11 protein-coding genes are annotated in these 16,738 nt (G+C 46.9%); 1 reads left to right on the forward strand and 10 read right to left on the reverse strand.

Annotation, left to right across the window (positions count from 1 at the left end):
- Positions 1-340: 340 nt before the first annotated feature.
- Complete coding sequence (locus tag FAM09_RS23480) at positions 341-2,539, forward strand: B12-binding domain-containing radical SAM protein (RefSeq protein ID WP_136579598.1); 2,199 nt, start codon at positions 341-343, stop codon at positions 2,537-2,539.
- 87 nt (positions 2,540-2,626) lie between these two features.
- Here FAM09_RS23480 and FAM09_RS23485 read toward each other — a convergent pair whose 3' ends face one another.
- The 10 genes from FAM09_RS23485 to FAM09_RS23530 form a co-directional block, all read right to left on the reverse strand.
- Entirely contained in the window at positions 2,627-8,077 is a 5,451-nt protein-coding gene (locus tag FAM09_RS23485; RefSeq protein ID WP_136579599.1) for a choice-of-anchor Q domain-containing protein, read from the reverse strand.
- 119 nt (positions 8,078-8,196) lie between these two features.
- Entirely contained in the window at positions 8,197-8,817 is a 621-nt protein-coding gene (locus tag FAM09_RS23490; RefSeq protein WP_136579600.1) for an HAD family hydrolase, read from the reverse strand.
- Between the two features lie 9 nt (positions 8,818-8,826).
- On the reverse strand, positions 8,827-9,759 hold the full coding sequence (locus FAM09_RS23495) for a phosphatase PAP2 family protein (RefSeq protein ID WP_136579601.1): 933 nt from the start codon (positions 9,757-9,759) through the stop codon (positions 8,827-8,829).
- 2 nt (positions 9,760-9,761) lie between these two features.
- Positions 9,762-10,388 (reverse strand): sterol desaturase family protein, encoded by a 627-nt coding sequence (locus tag FAM09_RS23500; protein ID WP_136579602.1) that lies wholly within the window; start codon positions 10,386-10,388, stop codon positions 9,762-9,764.
- Positions 10,389-10,522: 134 nt separating this feature from the next.
- Positions 10,523-11,071 (reverse strand): DUF4833 domain-containing protein, encoded by a 549-nt coding sequence (locus FAM09_RS23505; protein ID WP_136579603.1) that lies wholly within the window; start codon positions 11,069-11,071, stop codon positions 10,523-10,525.
- Between the two features lie 2 nt (positions 11,072-11,073).
- The gene (locus FAM09_RS23510) at positions 11,074-11,775 is read right to left on the reverse strand and encodes a CDP-alcohol phosphatidyltransferase family protein (protein ID WP_136579604.1); all 702 of its coding nucleotides are present in this window, start codon (positions 11,773-11,775) and stop codon (positions 11,074-11,076) included.
- 16 nt (positions 11,776-11,791) lie between these two features.
- Positions 11,792-14,341 carry a DUF5686 and carboxypeptidase-like regulatory domain-containing protein gene (locus FAM09_RS23515; protein WP_136579605.1) on the reverse strand — a complete coding sequence of 850 codons (2,550 nt, stop codon included), beginning with the start codon at positions 14,339-14,341 and terminating at the stop codon, positions 11,792-11,794.
- The gene (locus FAM09_RS23520) at positions 14,334-14,828 is read right to left on the reverse strand and encodes a GtrA family protein (RefSeq protein ID WP_136579606.1); all 495 of its coding nucleotides are present in this window, start codon (positions 14,826-14,828) and stop codon (positions 14,334-14,336) included. The genes FAM09_RS23515 and FAM09_RS23520 overlap by 8 nt, the downstream gene beginning before the upstream one ends.
- Before the next feature lie 92 nt (positions 14,829-14,920).
- Positions 14,921-15,370: a phosphatidylglycerophosphatase A family protein gene (locus FAM09_RS23525; protein ID WP_136579607.1), complete on the reverse strand. Its 450-nt coding sequence runs from the start codon at positions 15,368-15,370 to the stop codon at positions 14,921-14,923.
- Positions 15,367-16,692, reverse strand: a complete 1,326-nt coding sequence (locus FAM09_RS23530; protein ID WP_136579608.1) for an inositol-3-phosphate synthase — start codon at positions 16,690-16,692, stop codon at positions 15,367-15,369. Before FAM09_RS23530 ends, FAM09_RS23525 begins: the two co-directional genes overlap by 4 nt.
- Positions 16,693-16,738 lie beyond the last annotated feature (46 nt).

The following is a 16,738-nucleotide window of genomic DNA, read 5'->3' on the forward strand; positions in this document are numbered from 1 at the left end:
AAGTTTATAATCTGGAGTAATAAGATCGTTCATGCGGCGAAACAACCGGATAGTAGCAGTAGATGTACCGGGGGATATATCCTTTCTTTGACAATACAAAGATAATCGCAGGTTTCAGAGTTGTTAAATCAACTTGTAAGCGGTTCTATTATCCCAAAAGCAGGCATTTTATGTAAAACCCTTGCTGGTATTATGTTTCACGGGGTATAAATATGACGTCCAACAGTTGCCCGGCCCATTTCTATATCCACATATTTGCCAGCCCACCGGGATCTCCCTCTGATACACAACACCTTCGGGAACCGGATTTTTAGCCTAATTTTGCCTCAAATTTTTGATTTTGAGTGTTCCTGTGTTTTTGATTACTCCGCCTTTTACGCAGCTTAATACGCCGTATCCGGCGACGGCTTACCTGAAGGGCTTCCTGAATACCAAAAATATCCGTTCCTTCCAGAGCGATCTGGGCATCGAGGTAACGTTGGCCCTGTTCTGCCAGGAAGGGCTGCAGGAATTGTTTGATCGTATCAACCGGCTCGAAAAACCTTTGAGCGACAATGCCGCCCGTATGGTGGCCTTACAGGAAGATTATATTTATACGATCAACGATGTGGTGCTCTTTTTACAGGGGCATAATCCTACGTTGGCGCACCGCATCTGCAAGCGGGATTTTTTGCCCGAAGCCAGCCGTTTTGCGCAGTTGGAAGACCTGGACTGGGCTTTCGGCTCTATGGGCACGCAGGACAAAGGCAAGCACTTTGCCACCATGTACCTTGAAGACCTGAGTGACCTTATAAGCGAATGCGTAGATGAGCATTTTGGCTTTAGCCGTTATGCAGAAAAACTGGGCCGCTCCGCCAACAGCTTCGACGAACTGTACAACGCCCTGCAAAAGGAATACACTTTTATTGATGAATTGCTGATCACATTGCTGAAAGCGCACATGGAAAGGTTACGACCCAAACTGGTAGCCATTTCCGTTCCTTTTCCCGGCAATTTGTATACTTCCCTGCGCTGCGGGCAGTATATCAAACAGCACTACCCCGAAGTGAAAGTGGCCATGGGGGGCGGATTCGCCAATACGGAACTGCGTTCCATCACCGACCCGCGGGTGTTCGAATGCTACGATTACATTACCCTCGACGATGGCGAAGCGCCTCTTGAACAACTGGTGCAACTGGTGGAAGGCCACGGTTCTGCTTCAATACTGAAAAGAACTTTTACCCTGCAGGATGGCCTGGTGCAATACATCAACAACGAAAGCTGCTCCGATTACAAACAGGCGCAGGTGGGCACACCTGATTACAGCGATTTCCTGCTCGATAAATACATCTCTGCCATTGAGGTGGTAAACCCCATGCACCGCATGTGGAGCGATGGCCGGTGGAACAAACTAACTATGGCGCATGGTTGCTATTGGGGCAAATGCACCTTCTGCGATATTTCACTCGATTATATCAAACTCTATGAACCGATTGCCGCTTCGCTGTTGGCAGACCGCATGGAGGAAATGATGAAACAGACCGGACAGAATGGTTTTCACTTCGTGGATGAAGCCGCTCCGCCGGCCATGATGCGTGCATTGGCGCTGGAGATCATCCGGCGCAAATTAACGGTGAGCTGGTGGGCCAATGTGCGTTTTGAAAAAAGCTTTACCCGCGACTTTTGCCTGCTGTTGAAACGTTCCGGCTGTATTGCTATCTCCGGCGGATTGGAAGTGGCCAGCGACCGCCTGCTGGAGTTGATTCAGAAAGGCATCACCGTAGCACAGGTAGCCAGGGTGAACAAGCACTTTACAGAGGCAGGCATCATGGTGCATGCTTACCTGATGTACGGTTTCCCCACCCAAACCGAACAGGAAACGATCGATTCGCTGGAAATGGTGCGGCAAATGTTTGCCTCAGGCGTATTGCAGTCGGCCTTCTGGCATTTGTTCACCATGACGATGCACAGTCCCATAGGTATGCAACCGGAGAAATTCAAGGTGAAAAGAGAGTCGGCCCTGGTGGGCGCTTTTGCCAACAACGACCTCGTGCACATCGATGAAACAGGCGCCGACCATGAAGAATTTGCGTTTGGACTGAAGAAGTCACTGTTCAACTATATGCACGGCATAGGTCTCAACGACCCGCTGCAGAAATGGTTCGACTTTAAAGTACCCAAGACCAAAGTAGCCCCTGATTATATTCAGAAAGTATTGGAAGATGATCTTTATACGGCTGCCAAACCCACTACCAGGATCGTATACCTGGGCAGGCCACCTAAGGTAGAACACTTCATCAAAAGTAAGAAAGGCAATAGCTGGGAAATGACCTCACTCACCTTTCAGGACAAACGCCAGCAATACAGCATCAGTGTCGGTCGCGAACAAGGCAACTGGCTGGCCCAAATACTGCAGTTGCTGTCGATCTCCAATCCTAAAACACTCACGCTACAGGATGTAATGGACAGCTACAAAGCCGCCGGACTGGAAGACTTTGAACTTTTTTGGGACAATAAACCGGTGAATACGTTACATAAGGTTGGTTTGCTGAAGTTATAAAATGAGCGTTCACTGGCAAAGAATTAAGGCTCAAACAAAAAGGCTCCGACATTACCGCCGGAGCCTTCGCAATAACCTGATATTAATTTACAACTTCACAAATTTTATATACACCATTTCTCCATTCTTCTTTTTCAAAATAACAATATACAGCCCGGCCTTTAGGGAAGCAGTATGGAGCGTTACCTGCTTTTGTGCGGCTATTGATTGAACCTGTATTTTCTGGCGGCCTTCCACGCCTGAGATCTCCAGCATTTGCCACTGGTCGCTTAGTCTTAGGCCATCAATGATCAGATACGTGTTAACGGGATTCGGCCAACTTGAAATACCATAGTAGGCAGCTGGTACAGGATCAATTCCGGTAACTGTATTTACCTTAAATGTAACCGGTTCACTTTGTGCTGTTACGGCATCACCACAATTGGTAGCAGTTTGTGCCACGCAGCGGATCTTATCACCTGTTTTTTTAGGTGTGTAATTCACTGTTCTGGTAACGGCGCCGGTGATGGTCTGCCAGTTGTGGGTCGCAGTGCTGTCCTGCCATAAGTAGCTCGTCACGCCATGTCCATTCACCAGGCTGGCGGTAACAGTTATAATGGTGTCTTGTGGTACTTCGGTGGGGGCCGTTATACTGATGGTGGGAATAATTGCCCTGTCAACGATCATCGTCACTTTATTACTTTCCGCCACAGGGGGCCTGGCGCAATCGGCATTGGATGTCATTGCCACATACACCTGATCACCATCCGCCATCGAATTGCTTCTATATATGTTGCTGTTAGTTCCTACGTTGTTCCCGTTTACTTTCCATTGCCATAGGGGAGTGGTTCCGCCACCATATCCCTGCGCAGTAAATGTTACCTGTGGCGTACCGCAGATGTTTGTGTTTGATGCAGAAACAGCAACGGATGGTGTAATGATCGACTTCGGCATAGCCCTAAGCACGTTGCTGGTGTCGCCCCCCTTTGTCTGGCAAACGGCATTGCTGAACATCATTACATAAATATCCGTTTGGCTGGTAATAAAGGCTGTCGTATAGCTATTATTGTAAGTAGTGGCTGCTAATACACCGCCTTTGATCCATTTATACAATGGCCTTGTGCCGCCATCGACCGGCGTAGCCGTATAGGTAACCGTATCGCCTTCACAAAAAACAAGCGGACCGTTAATAGTGACCTGTGGAACCGCCACCGGCGTTACGTTCATGGTAATGACGTTGCTTGTAGCTGTAGCAGGCGATGCGCAGGAAGCGCTGCTGGTGAGCCGAACGCTTACCTGGTCCCCTTGCTGCACATTAGTGGAAAAAACGCTCGTATCCGTGCCGGCATTCACCCCATTCACCAGCCATTGATAAGCAGGATCGGCTCCGCCGTATAAAGGAACAGCAGTAAAGACGGCCGCACCGGCACACACCGAAGTGCTGCCGGTAATTACATTCACTGCAGGTGTTAACGAACTGCTGATCGAAACCTCAACCGTATCGCGGACTATTTGGGTACCATTGGTTACTTCTATGAAATAAGTGGTGGATGCCGCAGGATTAACCACGGGCGCAGGTGAGCTGGAAGTAAATCCTGCCGGACTGGAAGTCCAGTTATAGATATGATTGGGGTTGCCATCCCGGCCAATCGTTACAGTATCGCCGGTACAAATTGATGTGTCGGCTCCTGCACGGGCTACCGGCGTGTTCTGGTATTCATAAGCACCGAGGTCAACTTTATTCAACGCAATACGGGCGTCACCCAAAATATCAACTGGTATATTTTGAACGGCTGCATTTTGTCCGTAATTAATGGCGGCAGAAGCATAATGCAATTGCAATCCATCATCTTTTGTAAGCCAAATGCCATCAGGCCCTTTGGGATCGTTCACTGCCAGGAACCCGGGGTCAACAGCTATGAGGCTGTCGTTAGTTAATGGACCGCGGCTATACTGTAATATGCAATTGGATGCGATACTATACCCTTTATAGTTGATGTCGGCGCCGGAGTTGTTGGTATAATTCCCGGCCAGGTTTCCATTGAAAATGCAATTTTTAAATCGCGCAGCATGCAATCCATCATAGTACAAACCGCCCCCGGCCATGTCAGGCGCATTGGTAGAGGTGGCTTTATTTTCCACAAAGCTGCAGTTCGTAACGTTGGCGTATCCGGCAGTGCTTCCGATGAATAATCCGCCGCCTATGCCATTTGCATTCGTGGCAGTTGTATAATTTTTGTAGAATACGGAATTGCTGATGTCGCATCCTGCGTTTACACCTATTGCACCACCATTACTATATGAATAATTGTTCTCAAAAACGGAACCGGTCAGGTGCAGATACCCTTTTGAGTAAAGCGCCCCGCCTTCATTGGTGCTTGAATTGCGGGTGAAAGTACAGCCGCTTACAGTGGTTCGCGAAAGTGAAGTGATGCTTACACCACCGCCATAAGGGGATGACCGGTTGTTTATAAACCGGCAATTATAGATCCCGGTATTGCTATACAAAACACACATGCCAGCCCCGCCTGCAGCATTTACCGCAATGCCACCTGAATTATATCCATCCCGTATCTCAAAACCATCGATATGCACACTATCGGTAACTGCATTTACAAATACGATCAACCCCGAATTGTCGAGTGAATCGGTAACATCGCCAATATTACCACTTAAGATCGTTGGATGCTTTACCGCATCGCGGTTCGCTTCAGTTGGGTTACCGGTGGCCGGGTATCCGCCATACAAAGCTAACGGGTGGCTTATAACAAAGGAGCTGTCTCTTTTACTTACGGCAGGCTTATAGGTGCCGGCAGCCACCCGTATGGTGTCTGCACAGGCATTGCATAATGCAGCCTGCAGATCGGGATAAGCATCGTTCCAACTGGCGCCCGTGTTATTGCCGCTGGCGGCACTGTTCACATAATAGCTGCCTGTGTTGCTGGCCGAGTGCTGCAATTCATAGGCTCCCATGTCTATCACTGCATTGGCAATACGCTGATTGTTCAACACATCGGTAGCAAGGATGGTGCCCAGGGCGCTGTTACCGGTATTTACAGCCGGCGAACATACAGCCAATTGCAAACCGTCATCGGCGGTAAAGAGCCGGCCATCGGGGCCCAAAATATAGTCGAGCCGATTGAACCGCGGCACTTTTCCCACAATATTGCCATTCTGCCCATGGGTCCCATAATTCTGGGTGAGGCAATTTGTGAGTATTGATGATGAATTGGCGGGTGGATTAAAAATATTTTGCTGGTCGGCAATATCCTTCTCTCCGGGGTTTAGTTTGGCCGGCCAGAAAATGGTATTGTTGGCCCGGAATACAGAACTATCGTCATTGGTCACCAGTTCCTCGCGTGCCGTAATATCCAATGGTGAATTAGGCGCGAAATAGGTGTTCACTACTGTACAGTTGTTCACCAGGGGCGTACTGCGCTTGTTCCACATAAACCGTCCGTGCACACTTAAGCAGTTATTAATAACCGGGGCCGACTGGTTGAGGTTACGCATCACCAGCTTGCTGCTGTCGAATAAACATTTATTGAAGACCAGGTGGCTATTGTCGTTATATATGGCTGGCGTACTGCCGTCTGTTTGAATATTTCGAAAGATGGAATTTGTTACAAGACCTGTTGTGTTGGCGGTATTACGCAGGAGCGGCACACGATTATTGTAAGCCCTGAAAATACAATTGTTAAGCGTAAGTACGGTGGCGTAGGTGCTCATAAAAACGGCATCCGCATTCGAAATATCTTTCCAGAACAGGCAACTGTCGAAAGTGGCTGACGAGTTGTTCAGCGATATGCCGTCTGAAGCCACACCATATGCGCGGAAGTTACACCAGGCAAAAACCGTGTTTGAATTTCCTCCACAACCTACAGCAGTACCCCCGGCTTCAGAAAAGCCGGTATTGAATTCACACCTGTACACATACGGCGTACATGCCTCGCCGATGGCCAGGCCTGTTACCCTGATCCCCTGTGAAGCATCGACCCTGAAGTCGCAGTTCATTATCGTGAGGCTTGCGCCATATCTAACCGAAACGGCATGCACGTTGCTGCTGTTATCACTGCTTGCCCAATTTGTGAACTTTATGCCATCGAGCAGGGTAGTGGAATCGGTACGATAAATTTTTAACACCGGTGAATAATTACCGGTTGACGCTTTCGAATAGTTGCCCTTCAGGATGGTAGGGTAGCGCCATGGATCTCTGTCTGCATTCGACGGGTTACCCGTTGCCGGATAACCACCCATAAGTACCTTGCCCGATTCAAGGGAAAAAACACTATCTGTATAGGAGTTCGGTGTTAGATAAGTGCCGGCAGCTATTTTTATGGTATCGGCACAATACAACATAGCCTGCTGTAAAGAGGTGAATGCATTTGCCCAGGTACTGCCGTCACCGGTGCCTGTGTTTGCTGCGCTGTTGTTTACATAAACGGTTTTCAGATGCGAACCAGGCGCCTGCTGCATTTCATAGGCGCCCAGGTCAACGGTGCCTGCATTGAATATACGGGGATTGCCAATTATGTCGGTGGTTATTGATCCCAACAGGCTGTTGTTGCCGTAATTCAGTGCGGGCGAACAGGGGACTGTTAGCTGCAGGCCATCATCGGCCGTGAAAAATTTATTGTCTGCACCAGCTGGTTGCTGTTGGTTCAGGAACCGGGGATGCTGATTCGTTAGCAGGGTATTTATGTTGCTATCGAAATAAGTTTGGGTAATGGAATGGCTTGCAACGATGGTATGATTATAGGAATTGATATCTGCATTCTCGAACCGGTTACCTTGCAGGTTGCCCCAGAAAATGCTGTTTTTGATCTGAATAGAACCGGTGCCGGTACCCATGATGGTGAGGCCCGTATTGTTTACCAGGGTGCAGTTGTAGATGGCCAGCGTGGCATTTTCGTTTTTTATAACTTGTGAATACCCATAATTGCTGGCAATTACACAATTGTAAAAAGCGGTATTCGCATTTGTCGTATTATAAACCGGACTTTCATCGTTCCTGCTAAGAACACAATTGATGAATGTAGCCTGGCTATTGTTAATATAAACTGCATTTCCCCAGCTATTTTCGAATACGGTGTTTTTTACAAGAACGGTGGCAGCATTTACAATTTTTAAACCGCCTGTTCGTGAGCATTTCATTATGAACCCATCGATCACAACAGCATTGGCGATATTCTGTAGTAAGAGCACATTATCAGGAGTTCCGTTAGTTCCGCCATCACCACTAAGTATAGTAGGGTGGGTTACCCAATTGCGTTGTGCATCAGTAGGGTTGCCTGTATTCGGATATCCTCCCAATATAGTAATTCCCTCGTGAATACGGTAGCTATAGAGGCTGCCCGACGATACATTATCATAAATGGCTTCAGCAACTAAAACGGTGTCGCCGGCTAGACCCAGCTCTACGCCAGCAGTAAGTTTTGTGTAGGCGTTTACCCACGAAGTTCCATTATTATTACCTATGGCCAATGGGTTCACATAGATCCTCTTGGCAAAACAGGTAGAGGATGCCATAAGCAGCATGAACAGTAAAAATTTTCTCATAGCTTAGACGGCAATTCCGTTATAAAGGTTTTTGGGAAAAAAGCGGATTACCATCACTCAAATCTACAATCTTTCACCTGTTTTTTACAATGCTCCTTCCTTCACCCATCATAGCCATTTTATATATGATCTATGCGTATCCATCGCATGCCAGCGGCCTCAGCAGCCTGCACACCCGCCTGCCCGTCTTCAAAGACGAGGCACCGGGAAGGGTCAACACCTAAACGCTCCGCTGCATGTAAAAAAGGATCGGGGTAAGGTTTGCCCCGGGATGTTTCACCGGCGCATACCAATACTTCTACAAGCGAGGTAATACCGAGTTGCTGAAGGGTGGTGGAAACTGAGACCCGGCTGCCACCAGACACTACACCGATACGAACCTTTTGGGCATGTGCTTTCAGATGTGCTACCACAAATTCGATAGGCTTTGTATCAGCGATAAAAGTTTCCTCATACAATTGGTTCTTTAGCTGCGTAAAATTGGCCGGGTTAAAACTACCATCATACCGTTTCCTGATCTCCTCCGCAACCTGAATAATAGGCCAGCCTGCCAGTTCATCGATAATTGTATCATCCAGCGCAAACCCATACATAAGCGCTGCTGCGCGGTAAGAGGCCTTGTGCCCGCCCATGTTATCAGCAAGTGTTCCATCACAATCATACAGAAAGGCATCATAATCCCCGTTGCTCAGCCCGGTAAGGATCGTTTGTTTTTTTGTTACAATAGAAGCACCGTTCATACCAATCTATTAAATAATTTTATGCAAATAAGAATCAAAGAACCTGGAGAACCATCCTGGCCTGTGAACACCGCGCTCCACCAGGAAAATGCCTGCCGCTGCACAACAAATACCCGCCAGTACGTCGAGCACATAATGATGACTGGTATATACAGCCGAACACCAGATGCCTGCCATGATCACGGCAAAAACAATACTGGCAAACCGGTACCGCCCTTTTAAGCCATAAAACAATACGATCACCGGGTAGGAAGAATGTAAAGAAGGCATGGCAGCAAAAACATTCGATCCCTTGGCGTACAAAGATCGAAAAACCGGAACACCCACCAGTTCGTCGAACCGGTTCAGTCCGGCCGTATTGCCGGGCGTAGACGCGATAAATTTAAATTGATGTTCCTGTACATACCAGGGTGGGGCCGCCGGGTAAATATAATACATAACAAAACCGATCATATTCACCACGAAGAACGCCAGGGCGAACCGCAGGAACAAAGGCCGGTTCCTGAAGAATAAATAAGAAGCAAACAACAGGGGCACCGGTACCCAGCACAAATAAAAGAGGCCACTTAGCAAATCGCCGGCTATGGTGTGATGTTGCCGGAAAAATTCATTGGGGGTAATGGTCCCTGTTGCAGTAGTAATACCGAACAAATGTTTTTCAGTGTTGTACAATTCGCCAATATGCACATGCCCGAAAGTATAATTGGGAAAGGCTTTCATGTAATCAAAAATGATCCAGTACACGATAAAGATCGAAAACCCGGTAATAAACTTCCGCGTAATGCCGGAAGCATAATACAACCCGTTGAATAGGGCGATCAATACCAGTTGATCGGTCTTGAAGCCTACCAGCCATACAGACAGCAACAGGTATACTGCAGCTATAAGCGTAGTGATTATAACAGTTCGGGGAGCAAAGGGAACAGGAACAGATCTAAGCATGATTACTTTTTCTTCTTGGGAAAACCGGATTGAAAAATAACATCCCACAGGGAGGAGCTTACACCATATCCCTTTGTGGGGTCATCGTAATGATGAAGCATGTGATGCTGCTTTACCCGCTTCATCAGCCTGCTTTTGAAATTATAATGATGCATGGCATAATGCATCATGTCGTACACCAGGTAGCCGGCAACAAAACCGGCAAAGAAAGGATATAAGTAGGTTTTATTCGTAAACACCAGTGAAAACAAAAGATAAAAACCTGCAGCCAGTGGAATGCTGGCAGAAGGCGGCATCACCAGCCGCTTTGCATCTTTCGGGTAATCGTGATGCACGCCGTGGAAAATAAAATGGATCCGCTTTCCCCAGGCGGAAGATGGCTCAAAATGAAAAACAAAGCGGTGCAGCACGTACTCAGTGATCGTCCATACCACTAACCCCGCAGCCACCAGCAAAAAATAATGAACTATTGAAATGTTTTTATCAAAAGCCAGCCATGTCATAACGGCAATAACGGGAACATAAATAAAAAGCGGCACGGAGAAATGCACCTTCGACAATGCTTCCATCCAGTTGCTCCTGAACATCCTAACAGACTCGGTAGTATTAGAAACATACAGTTTTTTCATAGCGAATAAAAATAAGTACTTAGGTTAAGTACAATAATTATGGACTAAACTTTAAGTTACCAGTTGCCGGTTGCCAGTTTCCGGGGAGGCCTGTGTTTTAAATTTCCCGGTAACAGGTACCTGGTAACCGGGAACTATTTCTCTTTGATCTCACTTTTCAGCACCTTCTTACGTTCAGCAACAGGCTTATTGGTGTACGGGTCTATGCCGCTTACCTCGAAATATTCTATTTCAGGCGACCACATAGAGCCGCCCGTGATCTTTACAAAAATGCTCTTGAGTATCACCATCTTCTTGTTAATGGACGCATAGATCCTGAATTGTTTATCTGCCCCTTTTATCAGGTACATGGTATAGCCTGCGTAAGAAACCAATCGCACCCGGTAACTGCTGTCTGGTAGCTGCTTTATTTTCACCCCATAAGCAAACGCGCGTTGAATAAAGCTCAGTTCGGCCCTTTGGCCCTGCTCGGCATATCTTATCCAGAAAACATGTATCGGGTTACTTTCATTCAGTTTCCCATTCTTATAATTGAGCTCATATACGATCGTATTGGTATTGGAGGTTCGCTGCAAATAAAACAGTTGATGGGCATTATCTGCCGGCACAGGGAATCCTTCCTGCGCTGCTGCATATAAAGACAATAGGCTGCACAACACCATCCCGAAAATGCGTTGTCTCATACTTAATTATCAAGCGCTTTTTTTGCGTCCATCAACCTTTTAATAGCGGTAACATTCGTTAAAACGGCCATTACGGTAATGGGTATTGTAAAAACTGACATTGTTTCAAACACATGGAAAGGAATGCCGGGTACACTCAGCTTATAATCACCACCAATAACTGAAGCCGTAATGCCACAGGCAATAGCCGATACGGCTGTTAACACCACTCTTTCCGGCCGCTGCATCAATCCGCCTTTGTTTTGAATTCCCAGTCCTTCACTCCGGGCGCGTGTATAGCTTACCATCATAGAGCCGATAAGGGCAATGAAAGCAAACAAAGAGCTCAGGAAATAGTGATGCGCCACCAGGTAATAACAAATGCCAAGGAACATAAACAGTTCGCTGTAGCGGTCAAGTACAGAATCGTACAAAGCGCCAAAGCGGGAGCTCATATTGCCTATGCGCGCCACCTGCCCATCGAGCATATCGAACAGGCCGGCAAAGAGGATACCGGCGCCAGCCCAGCCAACATAAGAGAGATCTCCCCGGTTGCCTTCTTCGGCTCCCACAATAAATACCACAGCTACGCCAATATTCAACACAAGGCCGGTAGTGGTAATAAAATTCGGCGTCACGCCTGCTTTTACCAACCCGCGTACCGCAGGATCAATCACACTGTAAATATTTTTTTGCAAACGGTCACGTATAGCGATCTGGCTCATAAAATAACTGTTTTAATCAAAATTCAAATCTTGCCCTGGCGCGAATAGCCCAGTTCGGTACATTCGGGTTTTCCATATAGCTAAGCCGCTTTACCAGGTCTACCCGTAGTATCTTGAAAATATTACCAATCCCTGCATTCGCCTCCATATAGGGCTTGCCAGCCAGCGAGAAAGTGGTCACTTTGCCCCACTCGTCGGTAGGGAACAGAAACGTTTCTTTGTTAAAGGCCGGGTTATTTTCTTTTCGTACACCGCCTATCACCATTTTAAAACCGGCCACTTCACGCAGCTTCAACTTTTTGATGAAGGGCAGCTTATTAAAAATAAATCCATTGAAATAATAATCGGTGCTTACCGATGCATAGTGGTCGCTTACAAACTCCATGAAGTTCATCATGTTGAAAGAATTAAGCTGATACGCATATGTTTGGTTGGCCCGGTGAATGGTGAGCAAAGGGTAGGGGACCTGTCCGAAAATATTCCCGGCCTCTGTAACCACATCGGCATAACCGAATTGCGAGAAATAGAATCGCTTGAAAATATTTAACGTCAGTTGCTGGTAATTATAATCCCCGTTCACGAATCCTCTGATACCTGAAATATAGCGAAGGCGAAAAATAGGATACTTGTTATTGATCGGGATGCGGTAGGTTTTTCCCTGGTAAAACTGTTCATGGGGCGCCCAGCGCAGTTCAGCCGAAAGTTCTGTAGTGGTAATGTTGGGAATGTTGGCGACGCCACTGCCATTCAACTTTTCATAAACAATGTTACCGGCCGGCTGTTGCTTCCAGTTTTTGAACCCTAATGTATAGCTGATGTTCTTGCCAAACTCCCGCACATACTCGGCAATGAAAATATCATTGTACAGCCACTTATTATTATCGCCCCGCTTAAACGAGAGCAGGAAATTATCTTCCTGTACAAACTGCAGTTCCTGTCCCGGGATTTTTGTATCATGTTGATAGCTCAGCCGCAAGAAATTCAATGGGAAAGAATAGATCGATTTATTGTTGAAAGAATAAGCGCCTGATAAAAAATACTTCCAACGTTCGTCTTTAAAGCCATAAGCGGCATAGGTTTCAAAATACAGCCGCTTACTGAACTTTGGTGTGGTACGGCCGCCAAACCGCAGCCTGAAACCTTCCACGGGGTTGAAACTATAAAAGGCATTCACGGGCCCAATGTCGAACGGACCTGCTGCTTTATATCCTGCCAGCAGAAAAGTGGCCCAGTCCATCATGCGGCGGTACGACTTCATATGCTGAAGGCTGTCCATGTTGGCATAAGCCTTTTCTTCGGTAGCAGACAAGGCTGTATGCCGGTTAGCTGTCCAGAAACTGTCGATGGCGCCTGCAGGCGCATCAACGATCACTTCGGGTTTGCCTTCATACACCGAGTCGGCAGCGGGCTGGTTGATCACATAATTCTTATAAGAAACGGTGCGCTCGCCCACCAGGCCGCCGGTAGCTTTTTTAGACAAGGCAAATTCGGAGAGGATATTGCTCATCACCACGTGGTAGCGGCCATCGGTGCCGCGTTCGAAATCCTGTTTAATGCGCAGCTCCCTTGTCCAGTTGATGTTGGCATGTTTGGTCAGGCTCATCTGGATCTTTTGAACTGCATAGTTGCCATCGAGCGTAATGAACATGGAACCCCTGAACAAAAGGTCGTTGGGATTGCGCGGTGCAAAAGTAAGTTTCACCAGTTTGATGCCGTCCAGCTCTACTGTATCGCCTACATAAAACCGATAGAAAGTAGGAGCGAGGTCTGAAATAGGACTGAGCAACTGGTTCGATAACAACATGAGATTTGGTTCGTAAATATCAATGGGCGTATACATGCTGTTCAGGTAGCGTGTAATGCCATCGTTGTCTACAAACTCGCCCAGGTTTACCTTCTTCTTTGCCAGCACATATGTTTTTTCTTTTGAAGGATCTTTTCTGAAGAACTTGTTTGAAAGGGTTTCCTCCAGGTATACCGGTACCAGCGCCTTTCCTTCGAGCTTGGAAGTATCCTGGTTTTCGAGCAAAAATTTGTAATTCTTTAAAAGCCGGTTGTTCATCAGCTTTTCAGGCTTATTCGTAAGCGACAATTCCATCTTCTCGTATTGCTGGTATTGTACATAATCAAAAGCGCTCATCCTGTTGCGATCCCTGTTGTCAACCACCTTTCTGATAAGGTCAACCGCCGGGTTATTCCTGTTGCTGTATTTGCCCCGCTTTCTCGAATTCACCACCACGGCCTTCATTTCTTCTACTTCCATGTTTATATCAAGGTCCTGCGTAATGCCGGCCTCAATTTTTTTACGCAACACTTTATATCCATTGAAAGAAAACTCCAGCGTAGTATTTTTCGGGTTATTGGTGGAAATGCTATAACTGCCATCTTCGCCGCTCACCACGCCCTTGCTACCCCTGAAATAAATACTTACAAAAGAAAGCGGCGCATGCGTTTGGGCATCTCTTACAATTCCCCTGACCACTGTTTGGGCCTGCGCACAAACAATGAAGCAGGTAACAAAGAGGAATAAGGCCAGGCCTTTCTTACTATCGATCAAACTAATCATCTTCTATCCAATTATTGCTGAACACAAAATTCTTTTGCAGGGGATAATTATACAGGAAAGCAACCAGCAGCGATGTCACTACTTTTGATACGGTGTAATGCCAACCAGCCTGGCAGGCCAGTACATATACACCACCCGTATTCAATAGCAAATTGCCGGCCCATACCAGCGCATACTTCCACAGTTGCCTTACTGCTTCTAAATTTATGCTAAACGCTAAACGCTTAACGCCTAACGCGAAATACAGTTTAATATGGTGCATTTCGTTCTGCGTTCTGCGTTCCGCGTTAGGCATTCTGCGTGTATCTCCTGCCTGAAAAACCCAATGCCTGCCTATCAAAAAATTAATAATACCTCCCGTTACTGTACCTGCCGCTGCCGCCATTACCACATTTGTTCTGCACACTTGCACCAACAGCACGGTTATCAAAAAATCACTTAGTGAGGCTGCCAGCGATGCTATATTGGCTTTCAGAAAAGTGATCATTGGTAATACAAAAATTTTGTGATTTTGAGGTTTCGGGATTTCTAGATTTCGCAATGTATTAAGTTGCTGAGCAATATAAAATCTCAAAATCTCTAAATCGCAAAATCAGAAATAACAATCAGCAGCCATAAGATCAAGTGGGCATAAATACCTGCCAGTACATCATCGGCCATTACGCCTATGCCACGCGGCAGCAATTCTGCCTTTCTTATGCCCAGCGGTTTTATAATATCGAAAAAACGGAAGAGCGCACAGCCTGTAATGATATACACACCACTATGTGGTAAAAAGGCAAGTGTTATCATCATGCCTGCTACTTCGTCAATAACGATCTTGTTGCTATCGTGTTCCCAAAAGGTTTCCATTTTGGTAGCGCTCCATGTTCCGGCAGCCAGTAAAAGGGCCAGCAGCAAAACCTGGTAAACATACCCTATGGGAAAAAAATACCAGGCTATACAAAAAACAACTGCGGCGGCTGTACCTCCTCCCTTTATGAGGCCAATGCCACCTGCAGTTGCTATGATGCTGGCGATTAGCCTCATATGACCTTTTCCGTTACTTTGGTGCGTTTTACTGCCGGCGCCTCCTGTGTTTGCTCCTGCATCATACCACGCAACACCTGCTTCAGCGTATTCAGTTGTTTGAAGATATCATTCTCTGCAGGTTCTCCATGTTGCGTTTGGGGCGATTTAAGATAGAACGACAACCAGTCCTGTACACCGTACATGCCTGCACGTTGGGCCAGGTCGGCAAATAACGCCAGGTCAAGTACAATGGGGGCTGCCAGAATAGAATCACGGCAAAGGAAGTTGATCTTGATCTGCATGGGATAATTGAGCCAGCCGAAAATGTCGATATTGTCCCAGCTCTCTTTATTATCTCCATGCGGAGGATAGTAATTGATGCGGATCTTATGATACAGTTCTCCATAAAGATCGGGGTGAAGGTCGGGCCGCAGAATATCTTCCAGTACACCCAGCTTCGATACTTCTTTTGTTTTAAAATTCTCTTCATCATCCAGCACCAGGCCATCGCGGTTTCCGAGGATGTTGGTACTGAACCAGCCGTTCACGCCCAGTGAGCGGGCTGCCAGGCCGGGCGCCACGATCGTTTTCATCAGCGTTTGTCCTGTTTTGAAATCCTTACCGCCGATAGGTGTTTTTGTTTTGTGCGCCAGTTGTACAATGGCCGGTATATCGGTGGTAAGATTCGGAGCGCCATTGATAAAAGGAACACCCATGCTTACGGCTGCGTACGCATACACCATACTGGGAGCAATAGCGGCATCATTATTTTTCAGTCCGGCCTCAAAAGAAGCGATCGTTTCATGCACGGCCGTTTGCTCCAGGTACTTCTCGGTAGAGCCGGTCCATACGATCACTACCCGGCTCAGGTTGTTTTCTTTTTTGAACGTTTCAATATCCTTTTTCAATTCCTGGGCCGCGTCCCATTTGGTTGCAGTTTGTTTAATGAACGTACCATCCAGGTTCTTCACATAATTTCTGTCAAAAACCGCTTTCATGGGTTTTATCGCTTCCAGTTCGGGCCTGATGGCATTCAGCAAATGCTGGTCGAGCACCCGGGCATGACTTGCTGCCTGGAAAACATTATCCTCATAGATATCCCATCCGCCAAATACTACATCTTCCAGTGCAGCCAGCGGTACAAAATCTTTAATGAATGGATACCGGTCGCCCTTTCCTTCTCCCAGCTCAATATGACCTGTTTGTGTAAACGATCCGATTGGTTTAGCCAATTCCTTCCTGCTGGCAATAACGCCTGCGATGGTAGTAGAGGCTACAGCACCCAGGCCAGGAAGCAGGATCCCTAATTTTCCTTCTGCCGGTAACATTTGTTCTTTCATCCGTATATTTTTTACTTTTTTAATTGGTCGGATGGAACTCCGCATA

Origin of the sequence: Niastella caeni (assembly GCF_004834005.1) — a bacterium.
GTDB classification, from domain to species: domain Bacteria; phylum Bacteroidota; class Bacteroidia; order Chitinophagales; family Chitinophagaceae; genus Niastella; species Niastella caeni.

Coding starts and splice junctions, on each gene's coding strand:
- FAM09_RS23485 (WP_136579599.1), bottom strand. CDS start 8,077: ATGAGAAAATTTTTACTGTTCATGCTGCTTATGGCATCCTCTACCTGT.
- FAM09_RS23490 (WP_136579600.1), bottom strand. CDS start 8,817: ATGAACGGTGCTTCTATTGTAACAAAAAAACAAACGATCCTTACCGGG.
- FAM09_RS23495 (WP_136579601.1), bottom strand. CDS start 9,759: ATGCTTAGATCTGTTCCTGTTCCCTTTGCTCCCCGAACTGTTATAATC.
- FAM09_RS23500 (WP_136579602.1), bottom strand. CDS start 10,388: ATGAAAAAACTGTATGTTTCTAATACTACCGAGTCTGTTAGGATGTTC.
- FAM09_RS23505 (WP_136579603.1), bottom strand. CDS start 11,071: ATGAGACAACGCATTTTCGGGATGGTGTTGTGCAGCCTATTGTCTTTA.
- FAM09_RS23510 (WP_136579604.1), bottom strand. CDS start 11,775: ATGAGCCAGATCGCTATACGTGACCGTTTGCAAAAAAATATTTACAGT.
- FAM09_RS23515 (WP_136579605.1), bottom strand. CDS start 14,341: ATGATTAGTTTGATCGATAGTAAGAAAGGCCTGGCCTTATTCCTCTTT.
- FAM09_RS23520 (WP_136579606.1), bottom strand. CDS start 14,828: ATGATCACTTTTCTGAAAGCCAATATAGCATCGCTGGCAGCCTCACTA.
- FAM09_RS23525 (WP_136579607.1), bottom strand. CDS start 15,370: ATGAGGCTAATCGCCAGCATCATAGCAACTGCAGGTGGCATTGGCCTC.
- FAM09_RS23530 (WP_136579608.1), bottom strand. CDS start 16,692: ATGAAAGAACAAATGTTACCGGCAGAAGGAAAATTAGGGATCCTGCTT.